This is a genomic window from Mesorhizobium sp. M1143, assembly GCF_040318435.1.
Lineage (GTDB): Bacteria > Pseudomonadota > Alphaproteobacteria > Rhizobiales > Rhizobiaceae > Mesorhizobium.
The window spans coordinates 161,022-176,762 of sequence record NZ_JAMYMJ010000007.1 but is presented as its reverse complement, the minus strand read 5'-3'; the positions used below and the strand labels follow the sequence as shown (position 1 = coordinate 176,762).

Annotated in this window: 13 protein-coding genes and 1 pseudogene; 10 read left to right on the top strand and 4 right to left on the bottom strand. The window is 62.4% G+C overall.

Annotation, left to right across the window (positions count from 1 at the left end; translation table 11 throughout):
* The first annotated feature begins 137 nt into the window (after positions 1 to 137).
* Both NKH35_RS08695 and NKH35_RS08690 read left to right on the top strand, forming a co-directional pair.
* Entirely contained in the window at positions 138 to 1,898 is a 1,761-nt protein-coding gene (locus NKH35_RS08695) for an AMP-binding protein (protein WP_023815115.1), read from the top strand.
* 99 nt (positions 1,899 to 1,997) lie between these two features.
* Positions 1,998 to 3,101: a calcium:cation antiporter gene (locus tag NKH35_RS08690; RefSeq protein ID WP_023732336.1), complete on the top strand. Its 1,104-nt coding sequence runs from the start codon at positions 1,998 to 2,000 to the stop codon at positions 3,099 to 3,101.
* Between the two features lie 107 nt (positions 3,102 to 3,208).
* On the opposite strand, the gene NKH35_RS08685 is transcribed toward NKH35_RS08690, so the two are convergent.
* Positions 3,209 to 4,117: a hydrogen peroxide-inducible genes activator gene (locus tag NKH35_RS08685; protein ID WP_023667719.1), complete on the bottom strand. Its 909-nt coding sequence runs from the start codon at positions 4,115 to 4,117 to the stop codon at positions 3,209 to 3,211.
* 141 nt (positions 4,118 to 4,258) lie between these two features.
* Here NKH35_RS08685 and katG point away from each other — a divergent pair, with 141 nt between their 5' ends.
* Complete coding sequence (gene katG, locus NKH35_RS08680) at positions 4,259 to 6,454, top strand: catalase/peroxidase HPI (protein ID WP_023732335.1); 2,196 nt, start codon at positions 4,259 to 4,261, stop codon at positions 6,452 to 6,454.
* A 68-nt stretch (positions 6,455 to 6,522) separates the two neighbouring features.
* Here the strand turns inward: katG and NKH35_RS08675 are convergent, their stop codons facing one another.
* Entirely contained in the window at positions 6,523 to 7,200 is a 678-nt protein-coding gene (locus tag NKH35_RS08675) for an MIP family channel protein (protein ID WP_023732334.1), read from the bottom strand.
* A gap of 318 nt (positions 7,201 to 7,518) precedes the next feature.
* On the opposite strand from NKH35_RS08675, the gene NKH35_RS08670 reads away from it, so the two are divergent.
* The 7 genes and pseudogenes from NKH35_RS08670 to NKH35_RS08640 all read left to right on the top strand — a co-directional run bounded on the left by NKH35_RS08670 (position 7,519) and on the right by NKH35_RS08640 (position 13,598).
* Entirely contained in the window at positions 7,519 to 8,808 is a 1,290-nt protein-coding gene (locus NKH35_RS08670; protein WP_023732333.1) for an RsmB/NOP family class I SAM-dependent RNA methyltransferase, read from the top strand.
* Positions 8,809 to 8,882: 74 nt separating this feature from the next.
* Positions 8,883 to 9,335: a TspO/MBR family protein gene (locus NKH35_RS08665; RefSeq protein ID WP_023732332.1), complete on the top strand. Its 453-nt coding sequence runs from the start codon at positions 8,883 to 8,885 to the stop codon at positions 9,333 to 9,335.
* 84 nt (positions 9,336 to 9,419) lie between these two features.
* On the top strand, positions 9,420 to 9,878 hold the full coding sequence (locus NKH35_RS08660; RefSeq protein ID WP_023701303.1) for a PaaI family thioesterase: 459 nt from the start codon (positions 9,420 to 9,422) through the stop codon (positions 9,876 to 9,878).
* 127 nt (positions 9,879 to 10,005) lie between these two features.
* Positions 10,006 to 10,674, top strand: coding sequence for a 5'-methylthioadenosine/S-adenosylhomocysteine nucleosidase (locus tag NKH35_RS08655; protein ID WP_023732331.1), 669 nt, complete (start codon positions 10,006 to 10,008; stop codon positions 10,672 to 10,674).
* Positions 10,675 to 10,729: 55 nt separating this feature from the next.
* The gene (gene guaA / locus NKH35_RS08650) at positions 10,730 to 12,292 is read left to right on the top strand and encodes a glutamine-hydrolyzing GMP synthase (protein ID WP_023732330.1); all 1,563 of its coding nucleotides are present in this window, start codon (positions 10,730 to 10,732) and stop codon (positions 12,290 to 12,292) included.
* A gap of 344 nt (positions 12,293 to 12,636) precedes the next feature.
* Positions 12,637 to 12,860: pseudogene (locus NKH35_RS08645) on the top strand (Arm DNA-binding domain-containing protein); the annotation flags it as partial.
* Positions 12,861 to 13,055: 195 nt separating this feature from the next.
* A complete protein-coding gene (locus tag NKH35_RS08640; protein ID WP_352914163.1) occupies positions 13,056 to 13,598 on the top strand; it encodes a protein TonB in 543 nt (180 codons plus the stop codon).
* A gap of 172 nt (positions 13,599 to 13,770) precedes the next feature.
* Here NKH35_RS08640 and NKH35_RS32015 read toward each other — a convergent pair whose 3' ends face one another.
* Both NKH35_RS32015 and NKH35_RS08625 read right to left on the bottom strand, forming a co-directional pair.
* Complete coding sequence (locus NKH35_RS32015) at positions 13,771 to 14,112, bottom strand: SDR family oxidoreductase (RefSeq protein WP_460221634.1); 342 nt, start codon at positions 14,110 to 14,112, stop codon at positions 13,771 to 13,773.
* Between the two features lie 237 nt (positions 14,113 to 14,349).
* On the bottom strand, positions 14,350 to 15,696 hold the full coding sequence (locus NKH35_RS08625) for a family 1 glycosylhydrolase (RefSeq protein WP_023732328.1): 1,347 nt from the start codon (positions 15,694 to 15,696) through the stop codon (positions 14,350 to 14,352).
* Between the last annotated feature and the right edge of the window lie 45 nt (positions 15,697 to 15,741).

Genomic DNA, 15,741 nt, shown 5'->3' with positions numbered 1-15,741 from the left:
GGCGGGGTGATGTGTATACGAGCCACACCCCACCCCCCGCGCTTCGGGAGGCACCCTCCCCTCGAGGGGAGGGAAACCGCCTGTACTTTCCACCACCCCATCAGGCTGCTAGGCTCACTCATCGGGAGGAGACGGCGATGGCGATCAATCTCGACGAGCTCAAGAACGCCACCAATCTGCGCGGGCGCGGCAGGGCGTTCATCGCGCCGATCGATGGCAGGGCGCATGTCTCCGGCGAGCGCACCCCGTCGCTGCTCGACAAGACGATCCCTCAGCTTTTCTCCGGCACGGTCAGCAAATACGCCACGCAGGATGCTGCCGTCTTCGTCGGCCAGGACAAGCGCTTCACCTGGAGCGAACTGTCGGACACGGTCGATACGCTCGCCGCCGGCTTCCTGGCGCTTGGCCTCGAAAAAGGCGACCGTGTCGGCATCTGGTCGCCTAACCGCTGGGAATGGCTGGTCACCCAGTTCGCCACCGCTCGGATCGGCCTGATCTTGGTCAACATCAACCCGGCCTACCGGCTGACGGAGCTGGAATATGCCCTCAACAAGGTCGGCTGCAAGGCGCTGGTCACCGCCGCCAGCTTCAAGACCTCTGACTATCTCGGCATGCTCGAGACGCTGGCGCCGGAGCTGGCCAGGGCCACCCCCGGCAAGCTCAGGGCGCAGAAATTGCCGGCGCTGAAGATCGTCATTCGCATGGGCGACGACAACTCGCCCGGCATGTTCAATTTCGCCGATGTGCTGTCGATGGCCGGCCGCGACGAGCATGACAGCCTCGACCGCATCTCCGAAGGGCTGAAGCCGGGCGAGGCCATCAACATCCAGTTCACATCAGGCACGACGGGCGCGCCCAAGGGCGCGACGCTGACCCACACCAACATCGTCAACAATGGCAATTTCGTCACCGCTGCGATCAAGCTCACCGTCGACGACCGGCTCTGCATCCCGGTGCCGCTCTACCACTGCTTCGGCATGTCGATGGGCACGATGGGCTGCGTTACCAAGGGCGCGACCATGGTGTTTCCTGGCGAGGGTTTTGACGCCGGCGCGACGCTGAAGGCGGTGGCGCAGGAACGCTGCACCGGCCTCTACGGCGTGCCGACCATGTTCGTCGCCATGCTCGACCACGCCGACTTCACCAGCTTCGATCTGTCCAGCCTGCGCACCGGCATCATGGCGGGCTCGCCATGCCCGATCGAGGTGATGAAGAAGGTGGTGTCGCTGATGCATATGGAAGAGGTGACCATCGCCTACGGCATGACCGAGACCAGCCCGGTCTCGTTCCAGAGCAGCGTCGACGATCCGCTGGAAAAACGCGTCTCCACTGTCGGCCGCATCCATCCGCATGTCGAGGTCAAGGCCATCGACGCCGAGGGCGCCACCGTCGCCGTCGGCGCGCCGGGTGAGCTGTGCACCCGCGGCTATTCCGTCATGAAAGGCTACTGGGACGACGCGGAAAAAACCCGCGAGGCGATCGACGCCGACGGCTGGATGCACACCGGTGATCTCGCCACCATCGACGCCGAGGGCTATTGCAACATTGTCGGCCGGGTCAAGGACATGGTCATCCGCGGCGGCGAAAACGTCTATCCCAGAGAGGTCGAGGAATTCCTCTACCGCCATCCCAAGGTCAAGGAGGTGCAGGTGTTCGGCATTCCCGACGCCAAATATGGCGAGGAGCTGTGCGCCTGGATCGTGCTGAAGCCCAACCAGATCGCCACCGAGCAGGAGATCAAGAATTTCTGCGCCGGCCAGATCGCCCACTACAAAATCCCCCGCTACATCCGCTTCCGCACCGAACTGCCGATGACGGTGACGGGCAAGCCGCAGAAGTTTTTGATGCGCGAGGCGATGATGGAGGAACTGGGGCTGGTGGTGCAGAAGACGGCTTGAGGGGCTGAGGCCGGTGATGGAGATTGCCGGCTTCGCAATGACATCGGGGTGCTCCATACAGGCCTGCCGCAAGGTTCGCAGAAACGCATGGGGGCTTGAATGACTGGTTTCGCACGATTGGTGACGTCCTATGCGATGCCATTGGCTGCCGTCGCGATGGCCGTTGCGGTCAGAGCCAGCGGGCTATCGGTGGACGAAGGTTCGCAGAGCGTCAGGGTCCTCGTCGGAGCGCTTTCGAGTGCGATCATGTTCATCACCATTTTCGTGGTGCTCGACCACGCCGAGGCGGTTGCCCACCGTGTGGGAGAGCCCTACGGCACATTGGTGCTGACTTTTGCCGTGACGGCTATCGAGGTGTCGATCATCGTTTCCATGATGCTGCATGGAGAGAACAACCCCACGCTTGCACGTGAGTCCGTCTTCTCGACGGTGATGATTGCCTCCACGGGCGTTGTCGGAATGTGTCTCACGTTTGGCGGCTGGCGTCACCGCAAGCAGGCAATTGTCCGGCAAGGGACCAGCGCATATCTGGCCGTTCTGGTCGCACTGACCGTCATGACGCTTATCCTGCCGACCTATACACGGACCACCGATCCCGGCACATTTTCAGCAGCTCAACTTGGTTTTGTGAGCGTACTTTCTGTGCTGCTCTATGCAAGTTTTGTGTTCGCGCAAACCGTCCGGCACCGGGACGACTTCATCGAAGGACTGGCACACGACGTTCCGGCGCGAACCGCCCCTCACAAAAGCGTCTCTTCCAGCGCTCTGCTCCTGGTCATCGGACTGATCGGAATTGTCATGCTCGCCGAGCAGGTCGCCGCAAGTGTGGAAGATGCGCTCGTTGCCTACCAGGTGGCCCAGGCTGACAGCATTGTGGGAGCAATGATCGCGGGTCTGGTTTTGATGCCGGAGGCCATTTCGGCGGTTCGCGCTTCACTCAACAACGAGCTGCAGCGCGGGCTGAATGTCGCAATGGGTTCGGCCTGCGCCACGATTGGTTTGACAATACCGGCGGTCGCAGCAGCCAGCCTGCTGACGGGGCGAGGGTTAACCCTGGGGCTGCCGGAGGCTGATGCAGTGCTTTTGGTTTTAGCGCTTTTCATATGCGGCGTAAGCTTTAGCAACGAAAGGACGACCTTCCTGACCGGAATCGTCCATGCCGTGGTATTTTTCGCGTATGTATTTCTGGTATTTATCCCTTGAGGCTTTGGTGCGATCTGGCGACCAGCCGTCAAGGCGGGTATTCTCGAACGCGCCTGATTTGAGTTTCTTTTCGGGGTTCCCAAGGCGCCATCCAAGACCCAAACGACTCACACCCCCAGCACCGCCGCATCCAACCCCCGAATGATCTTCGCCAGTTCCACGCATTCATCATGCCGCACCTTGTTGCGGCGCCAGGCGAGGCAGATCGTGCGTTGCGGCATTGGCTCCTGGAACGGCACGATCTTGAGGTCCGGCATGGCGCTGGCCGGCCTTGCCGCCATTTCGGGGATGAGCGTGACGCCGAGACCATGCGCCACCATCTGCAGCAGCGTCGTCAGGCTGGTGGCGCCGTAGCTTGCCATTGCTACGGGACGCACGCTGCCGCACAGGGCCAGCGCCTGTTCGCGCAGGCAGTGGCCTTCCTCCAAAAGCATCAACCGCTCCAGCGCCGGGCTTTCCGGCGGCACCGGTGGCGAGGCGAAGGCTGGATCTCCGGCTGGCACGGCGAGGAAGAAGCGGTCGGCGAACAGTTCCTCGGTGACCAGGCCCGGCTGCTCGAGCGGCAGCGCGGCGATGAAGGCGTCGAGCCGTCCGGTTGCCGTGTCCTCGACCAGTGATGCCGTCACTGCTTCGCGCAGTTCGAGCTGCAGGGACGGAAAATGCCGCTTCAGCTCCGGGAGCACATGCGGCAAAAGATACGGCGCCACGGTCGGGATGATGCCCAGCCGGAAGCGGCCTTCCATGGCCGGGCGGCCGCGCCGGGCCGTCGTCTCGACATCACTGATGTCGCGCAGGATGCGCTCGATGCGTGGCAGCAGCGCTTGCGCCTCTTCCGTCATCCGCACCGTCTTGCCGCCGCGCTCGAACAGCCGGCAGTTCAGCCTTTGCTCCATCTCGGCGATCTGCGCGGACAGCGCCGGCTGGCTGACGCCGGCGAGTTTTGCGGCGCGGCCGAAATGCAGCGTTTGCGCCAAAGCCTCGAAATATTGCATCTGCCGCACGGTCAAGCCAATCATAAGGAAAGCCTATCGCAACAAACAGGAAAGGCAATTTGTTTTTATCGAAGAGACGGCTTAGTCTGGAACCATTCCAGAGTGGCGCGGCTCCCGGCCGGCCCGGAAAAAACAACACATAAAATCAGCAATTCGGAGGCCAAGATGGACGCGATGACCGACGACAACAGCGCCGGCAAATGCCCGGTCGCGCATGGAACCTCCGCCAGGACCAACCGCGACTGGTGGCCGAACCAGCTCGACATCGGCGTTCTCCACCAGCAGTCGAGCCTTTCGGACCCGATGGGCGAAGCTTTCGACTACGCCGCGGAGTTCAAGACGCTCGACCTCGACGCGGTGATCGAGGATTTGCACAAGGTGATGACGGATTCGCAGGATTGGTGGCCGGCCGATTTCGGCCATTACGGGCCGCTGTTCATCCGCATGGCCTGGCACAGCGCCGGCACCTATCGCATCGGCGACGGCCGGGGTGGCGCCGGTGCGGGCCAGCAGCGTTTCGCGCCGCTGAACAGCTGGCCGGACAACGCCAATCTCGACAAGGCGCGCCGGCTTTTGTGGCCGGTCAAGCAGAAATACGGCCGCAAGATCTCCTGGGCCGACCTGTTGATTCTCACCGGCAACGTCGCGCTGGAATCGATGGGCTTCAAGACCTTTGGCTTTGCCGGTGGCCGCGCCGATGTCTGGGAGCCCGAGCAGGATGTCGACTGGGGTTCGGAAACCAAGTGGCTCGACGACCAGCGCTATTCCGGCGACCGTGAGTTGCACGGCCATCTCGGCGCGGTGCAGATGGGCCTGATCTACGTCAACCCGGAAGGGCCGAACGGCAAGCCGGATCCGCTGGCCTCGGCCCGCGACATCCGCGAGACCTTCGGACGCATGGCAATGAACGATGAGGAAACCGTGGCGCTGATCGCCGGCGGCCACACCTTCGGCAAGACCCATGGCGCCGGTGATGCAACACTGGTCGGCGCCGAGCCGGAAGGCGCGGGCATCGAGGCGCAGGGCCTCGGCTGGTCGAGCAAGCATGCCACCGGCATTGCCGGCGATGCGATCACGTCCGGCCTCGAAGTTACCTGGACGACGACGCCGACCAAGTGGAGCAACAACTTCTTCGACAATCTCTTCAACTTCGAATGGGAGCTGACCACGAGCCCGGCCGGGGCCCATCAGTGGACGCCGAAGGGCGGCTCTGGCGCGGTTACGGTGCCGGACGCGCACAATCCCTCGAAGCGTCATGCGCCGGCAATGCTGACCACCGACCTCGCGCTGCGGGCCGACCCGGCCTATGAGAAGATCTCGCGCCGCTTCCATGAGCATCCGGAGCAGTTCGCCGATGCCTTCGCCCGTGCCTGGTACAAGCTCACCCATCGCGACATGGGGCCGGTCGTGCGGTATCTCGGCCCGTTGGTGCCGAAGGAAGAGCTGATCTGGCAGGATCCGGTTCCGGCCGTCGACCATGAGCTGGTCAGCGACCAGGACATCGCATTGCTGAAGGCCAAGATCCTGGCTTCGGGCCTCAGCGTTTCGCAATTGGTCTCGACCGCCTGGGCCTCGGCCTCGACCTTCCGCAACTCCGACAAGCGCGGCGGCGCCAATGGCGCGCGCATTCGCCTGGCGCCGCAGAAGGACTGGGAGGTCAACCAGCCTGTCGAACTGGCTACCGTGCTGGCGAAGCTCGAAGCCATCCAGAACGAGTTCAACGCAAGCGGCAAGAAGGTCTCGCTGGCCGACCTCATCGTGCTCGGCGGCGTCGCCGCGGTCGAGAAAGCCGCAACGGATGGCGGCAATGCGGTGAAGGTTCCCTTCACGCCCGGCCGCACCGACGCCTCGCAGGCGCAGACCGACGTCCATTCCTTTGCGGCGCTCGAGCCGAAAATTGACGGCTTCCGCAACTATGTCAGGGGCAAACCGCCGATGTCGGTCGAAGCCATGCTGGTCGACCGGGCGCAACTGCTCAACCTGACGGCGCCGGAGATGACGGTGCTGGTTGGTGGCCTGCGCGTGCTCGGCGCCAACACCGGCGGCTCGAAGCATGGTGTGTTGACCGACAGGCCGGGCACGCTGACGAACGACTTCTTCGTCAACCTGCTCTCGATGAGCACCATCTGGGATCCGGCCTCCGACCCGGGCTCGCATGAGGTCTACGAAGCACGCGACCGCAAGACCAGGGCGGTCAGGTGGACCGCCACGCGCGCCGACCTGATCTTCGGCTCGCATGCGCAGCTGCGCGCGCTGGCCGAGGTCTACGGGTCGGCGGATGCCGGGCAGAAATTCGTCGGTGATTTCGTCAAGGCGTGGACCAAGGTGATGAACGCCGACCGTTTCGACATCGCCGCCTGATAGCAGTGCCTCCCAAGCAAAAAGGCGCGGGCCGAGGCCCGCCCCCTTCGTTTTCGCAGGCTTCGAAATCAGTCCTTTTCGAAGATGCGTGCCTTGGCGACGACGCCAGCGATTGCGCCGCCGATCAGCGGCGCAACGATGAACAGCCAGAGCTGGCTGAGGGCTGCGCCGCCGGTAAACAGCGACGGGCCGATCGAACGCGCCGGATTGAGCGAGGTGCCGGTCACCGGGATCATTGCGAAGTGCAGTCCGGCCAGTGTCAGGCCGATGACCAGGCCGGCGAACGCCGTCGAGTGCTTCTCGGCGGTGACGCCGAGGATGACGGTGACGAAGGTGAAGGTGCCGATCAGCTCCCACAGGAAGGCCGAACTCGTCCCCCATTTCGCCACGTCCCAGCCATTGGCGCCGAAACCGGTGGTGTGCCCGCCGGTCTGGCCGGAGACGATGATCCACAGGGCCAGCGAGGCCAGAATGGCGCCGATGATCTGCGCGATCCAGTAAGGAATGACATCCTTGGCCGGCAGCCGGCCGGCAAGGAAGACGCCGAGCGTGACGGCCGGGTTGAGATGTGCGCCTGAGATGGGACCCACCGCGTAAGCCGCCGCAATCAGGCCGATGCCGAACGCCAGGCCGATGGCTTCCTGGCCCAGCGGCAAGTCGGCGAGAAAGCCACCCGTCGCCACCGACGCCGTGCCGATAAACACCAATAGAAATGTCCCTAGAACTTCCGCAAGATACGTTTTCATTGCCCTCTCCTCGTATCGATCCGTCGGTCCGCTTTTCCGCGCCGCGAATCATGGCGCAAAGAGTATTCCCAACGCAAAAGCTTGGAAAGCAGAGCAATTGCGCCACAGATCGTGCTTACGGCGGCCAGTTACCAACATTAGAGACCTTGCATATATTTGAGATTTGTTATCGCCGGCGGGCGGACATTTGCCGGCGGGGAAAATCGTCGCCGCGAGCGGAAGGCCTCGTCGCCGCGAAATTCAAGCGGGGTTCAATCTCGACGCGAAACGCTCTAAGAGCAGGCCGAAAGATACTGTGCTCGATAGATGGAATGACGAATGCGACTGGGCGGACGGCTGGCGGCAGCCATTGAAGTGCTGGACGACATTGGCCGGCGCCACCGGCCGGTGGCCGATGCGCTGAAAGATTGGGGCCTGTCGCATCGCTTTGCGGGCGGCGGCGACCGCGCGGCGATCGGCAACATCGTCTACGACGCGCTGCGCCACAAACGTTCCGCCGGCTGGCTTTTGGGTGAAGACACGCCCCGCGCCATCGGCTTCGGCGCGCTGCTCATCGAATGGGGCCAGACGCCGCAATCGCTTAACGATGCGCTCCAGGGTGACAAGTTCGCGCCGCCGCTGCTCAGCGCCGCCGAGTTGCAGGCGCTGGCCGAGCGCCGGCCTGAAGGCGCGCCGGAGGCGGTGCGAGCGGACGTACCCGACTGGTGCGCGCCGTTGTTCGAACGAGCCTTTGGCGCAGGCTGGGTCGCGGAAGGTGCTGCCTTGGCGACCCGCCCGCCGCTCGACATCAGGGTCAACACGCTGCAATCCGACCGCGCCAAAGTGCTGGCTGAACTCGCCGACACCGGCGCCAAACCGGCTGCTATCGCGCCGCAAGGCATTCGCATCCCGCCCATCGACGGCGACGGCAGGCACCCGAACGTACAGGCCGAGCCGGCCTTCCAGAAAGGCTGGTTCGAGGTCCAGGACGAGGGTTCGCAGATCGTTGCCGCCCTTGCCGGCGCGCAGGCCGGCATGCAGGTGCTCGACTTCTGCGCCGGCGCCGGCGGCAAGACGCTGGCGCTGTCTGCGGCGATGGCCAACAAAGGCCAGGTCTTCGCCCATGATGCCGAAAAGGCGCGACTGGCGCCGATCTTCGACCGCATCCGCCGTTCGGAAAACCGCAACGTGCAGGTCGTCACCAAGCCGGCTGAACTCAGCCCCCTCGTGGGCCATATGGACATTGTGCTGGTCGATGCGCCCTGCACCGGCAGCGGCACCTGGCGGCGCCGTCCCGACGCCAAATGGCGGCTGACGCAAAGACAGCTCGATGCCCGCAAGGGCGAGCAGTCGGCGATCCTCGATGCGGCGAAGGCCTATGTCAAACCGGGCGGCCTGCTGGTCTACATCACCTGTTCGGTGTTCGACGAGGAGAATGGCGAGCAGGTCGCCGCCTTTCGCGAACGGCACAAGGGCTTCGTTCCGGTCGATCATCGCGCGCTTTGGGATGCCAGCTTCCCCGGTCACGCAGCGGCCGCCCGGATCGGCAAGACAAGCGATATCTCGCTGTCGCCGGCTCTGAGCGGCACCGACGGCTTCTATTTCTGTGCGCTGCGTCGGGCGAATTGACGCTGCGATTGACAGGCTGACATAGCGCTCCAGTTGCAGATGCGCGGCGTCGGCCGCCAGACGGGGTAGAATTCTTGCAAAGATATGTGTCGCTTCTGCTTTTCCTCCTTCTGGTGCTCGGCGGCGGCCTGTTGATCGGCTATGCGACGCTGCCGGGTGAATGGTATGCCTCGCTCGCCAAGCCGCCCTTCAACCCGCCCAACTGGGTCTTCGCGCCGGCCTGGACGCTCCTCTATGTGCTGATCGCCGTGGCCGGCTGGCGGACATGGGAGCGGGAACGAGCAGGCGCCGCGATGAAGATCTGGGCCCTCCAGCTTGTTCTGAACTTCGCCTGGTCGCCGACTTTCTTCGGCGCCAAACTGGTGGCGCCGGCACTGGTCGTGATCCTGGCTCTTCTCGCCAGCATTGCGCTGTTCATAGCCACGGTGTGGAACCGCGACCGGGTTTCCGGCTGGCTGTTTGCGCCCTATGCCCTATGGGTGGCCTTCGCCACCTTGCTCAATGCGTCGCTGCTCCTGTTGAACTGAGTGCTTTGCTGCAGTGCAGCAAAAGCATTTGCGTGGCGTTCAGGCGTCTGCGATAAGCTTTGCAGATAAATCAGGGCGATGGCCATGGCAGCAAAGATCGTACCCGCACCCGATTATGAGGACCGCGTCAGGGCGTCGTTCGCCCGCCAGCAGGCGATGGCGACCATTGGCGCCGAGCTGACCCTTGTGACGCCGGGCATCATCGAGATCGAAATGCCCTATTCCCAGGCACTGACCCAGCAGCACGGTTTCCTCCATGCCGGGGTGATTTCGACGGCGCTGGACTCGGCCTGCGGCTATGCCGCGTTCTCGCTGATGCCGGAAAATTCCGGCGTGCTGACCATCGAATTCAAGGTCAACCTCCTGGCGCCCGGCCGGGGCGAACGCTTCCTGTTCCGCGGCTCGGTGACCAAACCCGGCCGCACCATCATTGTCGCCGATGGCCAGGCGTACGCCTTTGCCGCCGATGGCGAGGCCAAGCTGATCGCGACCATGACCGGCACGATGATGACGGTGGTTGGCCGTGACGGGATAGCGGGATGAGGAGTGGTCCGTGTAACCGACGAAAAGCCCCCAAATTGGCTTTTCGAGCGACCCGGAGCCATAGCGAAGGGCCGGCAGCCGACGAGAGCACCGCCCTTTTTGTTCCGCAGCCGAGGGAGTCGAATTCATGACCGGCAAAGTGTCGCGAATTGGCGGCAAGGACGTACTTTTCGTCATGGCGGCGCAGGCCGAGTACGGTCCGCATCTGCAAAAACTGTTCACGCCGCTGATGACGGGCGTCGGCCCGGTAGAGGCAGGTGTGCGGCTCGGCGCCGAACTGTCATGGCTGAAATCCGAGAAGGCGTTGCCCGATCTCGTCGTCTCGCTCGGCTCCGCCGGCAGCCGCACGCTTGAACAGACGCAAATCTACCAGGCGGTCTCGGTCAGCTATCGCGACATCGACGCTTCGCCGCTGGGCTTCGAGAAAGGGGTTACGCCGTTTCTCGACCTGCCGGTGACAGTGCCGCTGCCGTTCAGGATACCGGGCATTAAAGAAGCCAGCCTGTCGACCGGCGGCGCCATCATCACCGGTGCCGCCTATGACGCCATCGCCGCCGACATGGTCGACATGGAAACCTTCGCCTGCCTGCGCGCCTGCCAGTTGTTCGATGTCCCGCTTATCGGCCTGCGCGGCATTTCAGACGGTGCAGCCGATCTGCGCCACGTTGGAGACTGGACCGAATATCTGCATGTCATCGACGAGAAGCTGGCGGATGCAGTCGTGCGCCTCGAACAGGCCATCGGCTCCGGCACGCTACACAAGGAGCAGCCTGGGCAAGAGCCGGCAGCGCTCTGAAAGTCGGGCTACGCACCCCATTGCGCCGACTCGTTTCTTTCTCTAAAGGCTCGCCATGACGACAGCCAATCATCCCGATACAGTCCTGATTGTCGATTTCGGCAGTCAGTTTACGCAGCTCATCGCCCGCCGCATCCGCGAGGCCGGCGTGTTTTCCGAGATCGTGCCGTTTCAATCGGCCGAAGCTGCCTTCAAGCGTATCAATCCAAAAGCCGTGATCCTGTCGGGCGGTCCCGCCTCGACATCAGACATCGGCAGCCCGCGCGCTCCGCAGATCGTCTTCGATGCCGGCGTGCCGGTGCTCGGTATCTGCTACGGCCAGATGGCCATGTGCGTGCAGATGGGCGGCGTCGCCGAAAGCTCTAACCATCGCGAATTCGGCCGCGCCTTCGTCGAGATCGAAAAGGACAGCCCGCTGTTCGAAGGCCTGTGGGCGCCCGGCCAGCGTCACCAGGTGTGGATGAGCCATGGCGACCGCGTCATCTCGCTGCCCAAGGGGTTCGAAGTCTTCGGCAAGTCGGAAGGCTCGCCCTTCGCCATCTTCGGCAATGTCGCGCGCAAGATGTACGGCATCATGTTCCATCCGGAGGTGGTGCATACGCCGGATGGCGCCAGGCTGCTCCGGAACTTCGTCCACAACATCGCCGGCATCGAAGGCGACTGGACGATGCGCGCCTATCGCGAGCATGCGGTCGAAACCATTCGCAAGCAGGTCGGCAAGGGCAAGGTCATCTGCGCGCTGTCGGGTGGCGTGGATTCCTCGGTCGCCGCACTTTTGATCCACGAAGCGGTCGGCGACCAGCTGACCTGCATCCTCGTCGACCATGGCCTTATGCGCAAGGACGAGGCGGCCGGCGTGGTGGCGATGTTCCGCCAGCACTACAATCTGCCGCTGATCCTGGTCGACGCGTCGGAAAAATTCATCTCGGCGCTGGAAGGCGAGTCCGACCCCGAGAAGAAGCGCAAGACCATCGGCCGGCTGTTCATCGAAGTGTTCGAGGAAGAGGCCAAGAAACTCGGCGGCGCCGATTTCCTGGCGCAAGGCACGCTCTATCCCGACGTCATCGAGAGCGTCTCCTTCACCGGCGGCCCGTCGGTGACCATCAAGTCGCACCACAATGTCGGCGGCCTGCCGGCGCGCATGAACATGCAGCTGGTCGAGCCGCTGCGCGAACTGTTCAAGGACGAGGTGAGGGCACTGGGCAAGGAACTCGGCCTGCCCGAAAGTTTTATTGGCCGCCATCCGTTCCCCGGACCAGGCCTTGCCATCCGCTGCCCCGGCGGTATCACCCGCGAAAAGCTCGAAATCCTGCGCGAGGCCGACGCCATCTATCTCGACGAGATCCGCAAGGCCGGCCTCTACGACGCCATCTGGCAGGCTTTCGCCGTGCTGCTTCCGGTGCAGACCGTCGGTGTGATGGGCGACGGCCGCACCTACGAATTCGTCTGCGCCCTGCGCGCCGTGACGTCCGTCGACGGCATGACCGCCGACTTCTACCACTACGACATGGCTTTCCTCGGCGCGGCGGCCACCCGCATCATCAACGAAGTCCGCGGCATCAACCGCGTCGTCTACGACGTGACGTCAAAGCCGCCAGGCACCATCGAGTGGGAGTGATTCAGGCCCACTCAAACGCCGCCGAAATATGCCGATCTGCGATGTAACCTACTGAAAACAAAAATAAATCCTTCACGTACAATCAGCGACAATCGGTACGCAAAGATTAACTTTGACGGACCGGTTGACGGACCCTTCCGCACATTGCCCACCCGAGTTTTTCCAAGTACCGTAGGAGCCAACGAGGCTCGTGACGGTACTTTTTTCTGCCTAAGGCATTGAAGAAAAAAAAGGAATTTCCTGCCACGCAGCCTCGAAATTGTACTGACGGTACTTTTCAGAAGGCAATGGGTATGCTGACGGATGCCGCCCTTAAGGCACTGAAACCAAAAGAGAAAATCTAGATTGCGGACCGCGACGGCATATATGTTCGCGTCATGCCCAGTGGCGCGATCTCCTTTCGGCTGGATTACAGGCTCAACGGACGCCGCGAGACGGTCTATCTTGGCAGGTATGGACGGGACGGAATCTCGCTTGCCTCGGCCGGGAGAAGTGTCTCGACGCGAAGCGCGCTATTGGCGAGGGACGGTCGCCGGCGATAGAAAAGCAGCGCGACAAGCGCCGAGTTGTCACCCCGATCTCCGGCCGACTTCAGCGCCGAAATGGCTACCAAACCAAAGCGATGCCCGGGCCTTCAAGGCCTCTTCTTATTCCGGCCAAGCCGGCCCGGAGCGCCGCATTCACTCACATCCCTTGAACCTGAGTGCAGAGTTGCCGCATCGAAGCCATTTGAGCAGCCGAGTTCGCGCCCGAACCCGTGCTGGTGCTGGCGGTCGTATCGCCAGCTGTATTCGAGGATCCCGACGTGCCGGTGGTTGTACCCGAACCAGTGCTGTTGCTGGCCGTGGTGTTACTGCCGGTCGAACCAGAGCTGCCTGAAGTGCCGGTGGCTGTGCCAGAGCCGGTGCCGATACTCGCCGTTGTATCACTGCCGGTCGAAGCCGAGCTACCTGACGTGCCGGTCATTGTGCCAGAGCCAGTGCCGTTACTGGCCGTCATTCTCGAGCAGTCGGAGCGAACCTGTGCCTGCTGTTCAGAGCTCAGGGACGACCAGTTCTTGCGGATCTCATCCTGCGACAGAAGTCTTCCCGAATTGGCGTCGCTGAAGAATGAGCCGGAGAGCTTGCTGTCCCAGCCGCTCGGGATACCGCTTTGGCCGGAGCGGGACGTAGAGCTCATACCCGACCCGGCCGATGAGCCGGAAGTTCCGTTCGTGCCGCTGGATGTTCCCGACGACTGCGCCAAGGCCGCGGTGGCGAGACAGAGAGAGATCGCTGTAGCTGTCAAAATCTTACGTTTCATGTGAGTCTCCTTTGGGGTTCGACGCCGTTGCGGCGTCGAATCCTAATCCCGAGGAAAGGCACTTGTTCCTGTAAAGAGTGGAATTCGATGTCATGATCCTTGTGCACCAGCCTTGGCCTCGAATGCGATGCCGGAGCGCTTCAACGACGACTGACGCCTCAGGCGAGAGCTGTCCGCTACTGGGTGTTAGAGGCGATATGCGGAACGCTTCCCGAATAGTTGGGTGCCACCATCGGGTAATTGCGAGGCAGGTTCCATTTGGTTCGGTAATCGTCCGGATTCATGCCCAGTCGGCCAAGGTGCGAACTGCGTCGGGTCTCGGTTAGAGACAGGAGGGTGGCCTTTGCCGCGGCGTATAGCTCGACATGCGGAGCTCGTCTCGACCGCGCACACTCAATATGTTTTACGATGACGCCGCCAGATGTCATATGAGCGAATGCCTTTCCGGCGAAATAAATTGCTCCCAGCAGGTCGACGCTCAGCACCTTCAGCCAGCCCGCTCTAGTGAATGCCTCAATGGTTAAAGATTATCAGGCCGGCGCGTTGTTGACGATTATCACCAACCTGCCGAACGCGTGAGCGCAAGTCGACAGCACCGTGATAGCGGCCTCCCCGGCGCGCCCCTTGTCGAACCGATGCGCGCCTTCTCGACCTTGCCTCCACCCACGTCGGCTCACCCGTGCACCTTCGGTGCCCAACCGCATGGCGATGGCCAGTCCAATGCCGCTTGCAGCACCGGTTACAATGCAGTCTTGTTATCCAGGCGCATCGGGTTCGACCTCTTTCTGGGGAGCAGCAAGTGGTTCAGTCCAGCCTTCAGCGACCCGATCCACGCTCAGCAGGCTGCGCGCATAATCCTGTTGCGCGCGAACAATGGCATCGTCTTGCTGTGAGGGAAGAAAGACCGGCAAAGCAAGGCAGACACTTTGTGTGGCCAGCAGCTTGTTCCAGTTCGCGATCAGCCCCTTGAAAGCGCGCCCCACCGCCCTCGGATTTCGGTCGAGGTCATAGAGGCCGAGCGGATTGATCCGTTCGTTGTTCTCCCGAAGCGCACTGTCCCAGTCCACCTGATCCGTCAGCGAGTACCAGGTGAAGCCTACGATGGGGATGCCATCGTTGCGGATCCGCAGCACGTTGGCCCACTCTTTCCACAGCCAATAGACGGCCTCGTCTCCATTGGGGCCTTCGCTGATGTTGGTCTCCGTATGCATTACGGGAAGCCGGTAGCGGTTGAAGTACTGCCGCGTGATCTCGTCATAGCCAAACACCTCGCCGGACCCGGACGTCGTTCCGTCTGCCCAAACCCGATGTTCGTTGGTCTGGTAATAGTCGGTGCCCATCACGCAATGCCTGCGCAGATGGCTCTCCAGGAAGAAACTGTATTCTTCGGCCGTCATCCCGTTTTCGAGAAGATAGCGATAGGTGTGCGCGTCGACGTCATGACCGTAGTTGAGATCAAGCGACAGGAAACGCTCGCTGTTGAACCGTTCCGCTCTGCCGACCGCCTCGGGAGAATCGGCGTGGAAGTATTCCGAGGATTCGCTCTGTATGAAGATGGCGTCCGGCCGCACTTCGAGGATCGCCCGCATGGCAAGCACGTTCGCCTTCACGATGTGCTTGAGGGCGGTGACGAAAGCAGTGTCGCTGCTCAGTTGTTCGTTCCACCATCCCCAGCGAGCCGAAAAGGTGGCGCAGATGAACATCTCATTTATTGGGGTGAAGAGCTGGATCCACGGATAGCGCATCGCGAAATCCCTGGCGTAGTGCTCGAATAGTGTCGGAAAGTCCGGGTTCTGGAAGTTGCCAACCCAGTCCGGCACGCCAAAATGGCAAAGGTCGACGATCGGAAGAATGTCTTTCTCCTTCAGGTCCGCGAAGGTCTCATCGGCGAATGCCCAATCATAACGTCCATCACCCAGCCACGTTTTGTGGATGGGAGGTCCGTAGCGGAGGAAATGCACCCCGAGATCCTGGACCAGTTCGAAGTCGGTGCGCCATCGTTCGTAGAAGCGGCATTTTTCCATTTCGTCGACGCGCTCCCGGCCTTGTCGAATGGTGGGGGTGCTGTTCTCGATGCCGGTGGCAAACATGAACGTGAACATTGATGGTCCTTAGCCAAGGCGGAGATGCCCGCGCTTGGGTCAAAC

Excerpts from the sequence above, each read along its gene's own strand:
- NKH35_RS08625 (WP_023732328.1), bottom strand. The coding sequence starts at position 15,696 with ATGTTCACGTTCATGTTTGCCACCGGCATCGAGAACAGCACCCCCACC.
- NKH35_RS08695 (WP_023815115.1), top strand. The coding sequence starts at position 138 with ATGGCGATCAATCTCGACGAGCTCAAGAACGCCACCAATCTGCGCGGG.
- NKH35_RS08655 (WP_023732331.1), top strand. The coding sequence starts at position 10,006 with ATGACCGGCAAAGTGTCGCGAATTGGCGGCAAGGACGTACTTTTCGTC.
- NKH35_RS08660 (WP_023701303.1), top strand. The coding sequence starts at position 9,420 with ATGGCAGCAAAGATCGTACCCGCACCCGATTATGAGGACCGCGTCAGG.
- NKH35_RS08685 (WP_023667719.1), bottom strand. The coding sequence starts at position 4,117 with ATGATTGGCTTGACCGTGCGGCAGATGCAATATTTCGAGGCTTTGGCG.
- NKH35_RS08675 (WP_023732334.1), bottom strand. The coding sequence starts at position 7,200 with ATGAAAACGTATCTTGCGGAAGTTCTAGGGACATTTCTATTGGTGTTT.
- katG (WP_023732335.1), top strand. The coding sequence starts at position 4,259 with ATGGACGCGATGACCGACGACAACAGCGCCGGCAAATGCCCGGTCGCG.
- guaA (WP_023732330.1), top strand. The coding sequence starts at position 10,730 with ATGACGACAGCCAATCATCCCGATACAGTCCTGATTGTCGATTTCGGC.
- NKH35_RS08670 (WP_023732333.1), top strand. The coding sequence starts at position 7,519 with ATGCGACTGGGCGGACGGCTGGCGGCAGCCATTGAAGTGCTGGACGAC.
- NKH35_RS08690 (WP_023732336.1), top strand. The coding sequence starts at position 1,998 with ATGACTGGTTTCGCACGATTGGTGACGTCCTATGCGATGCCATTGGCT.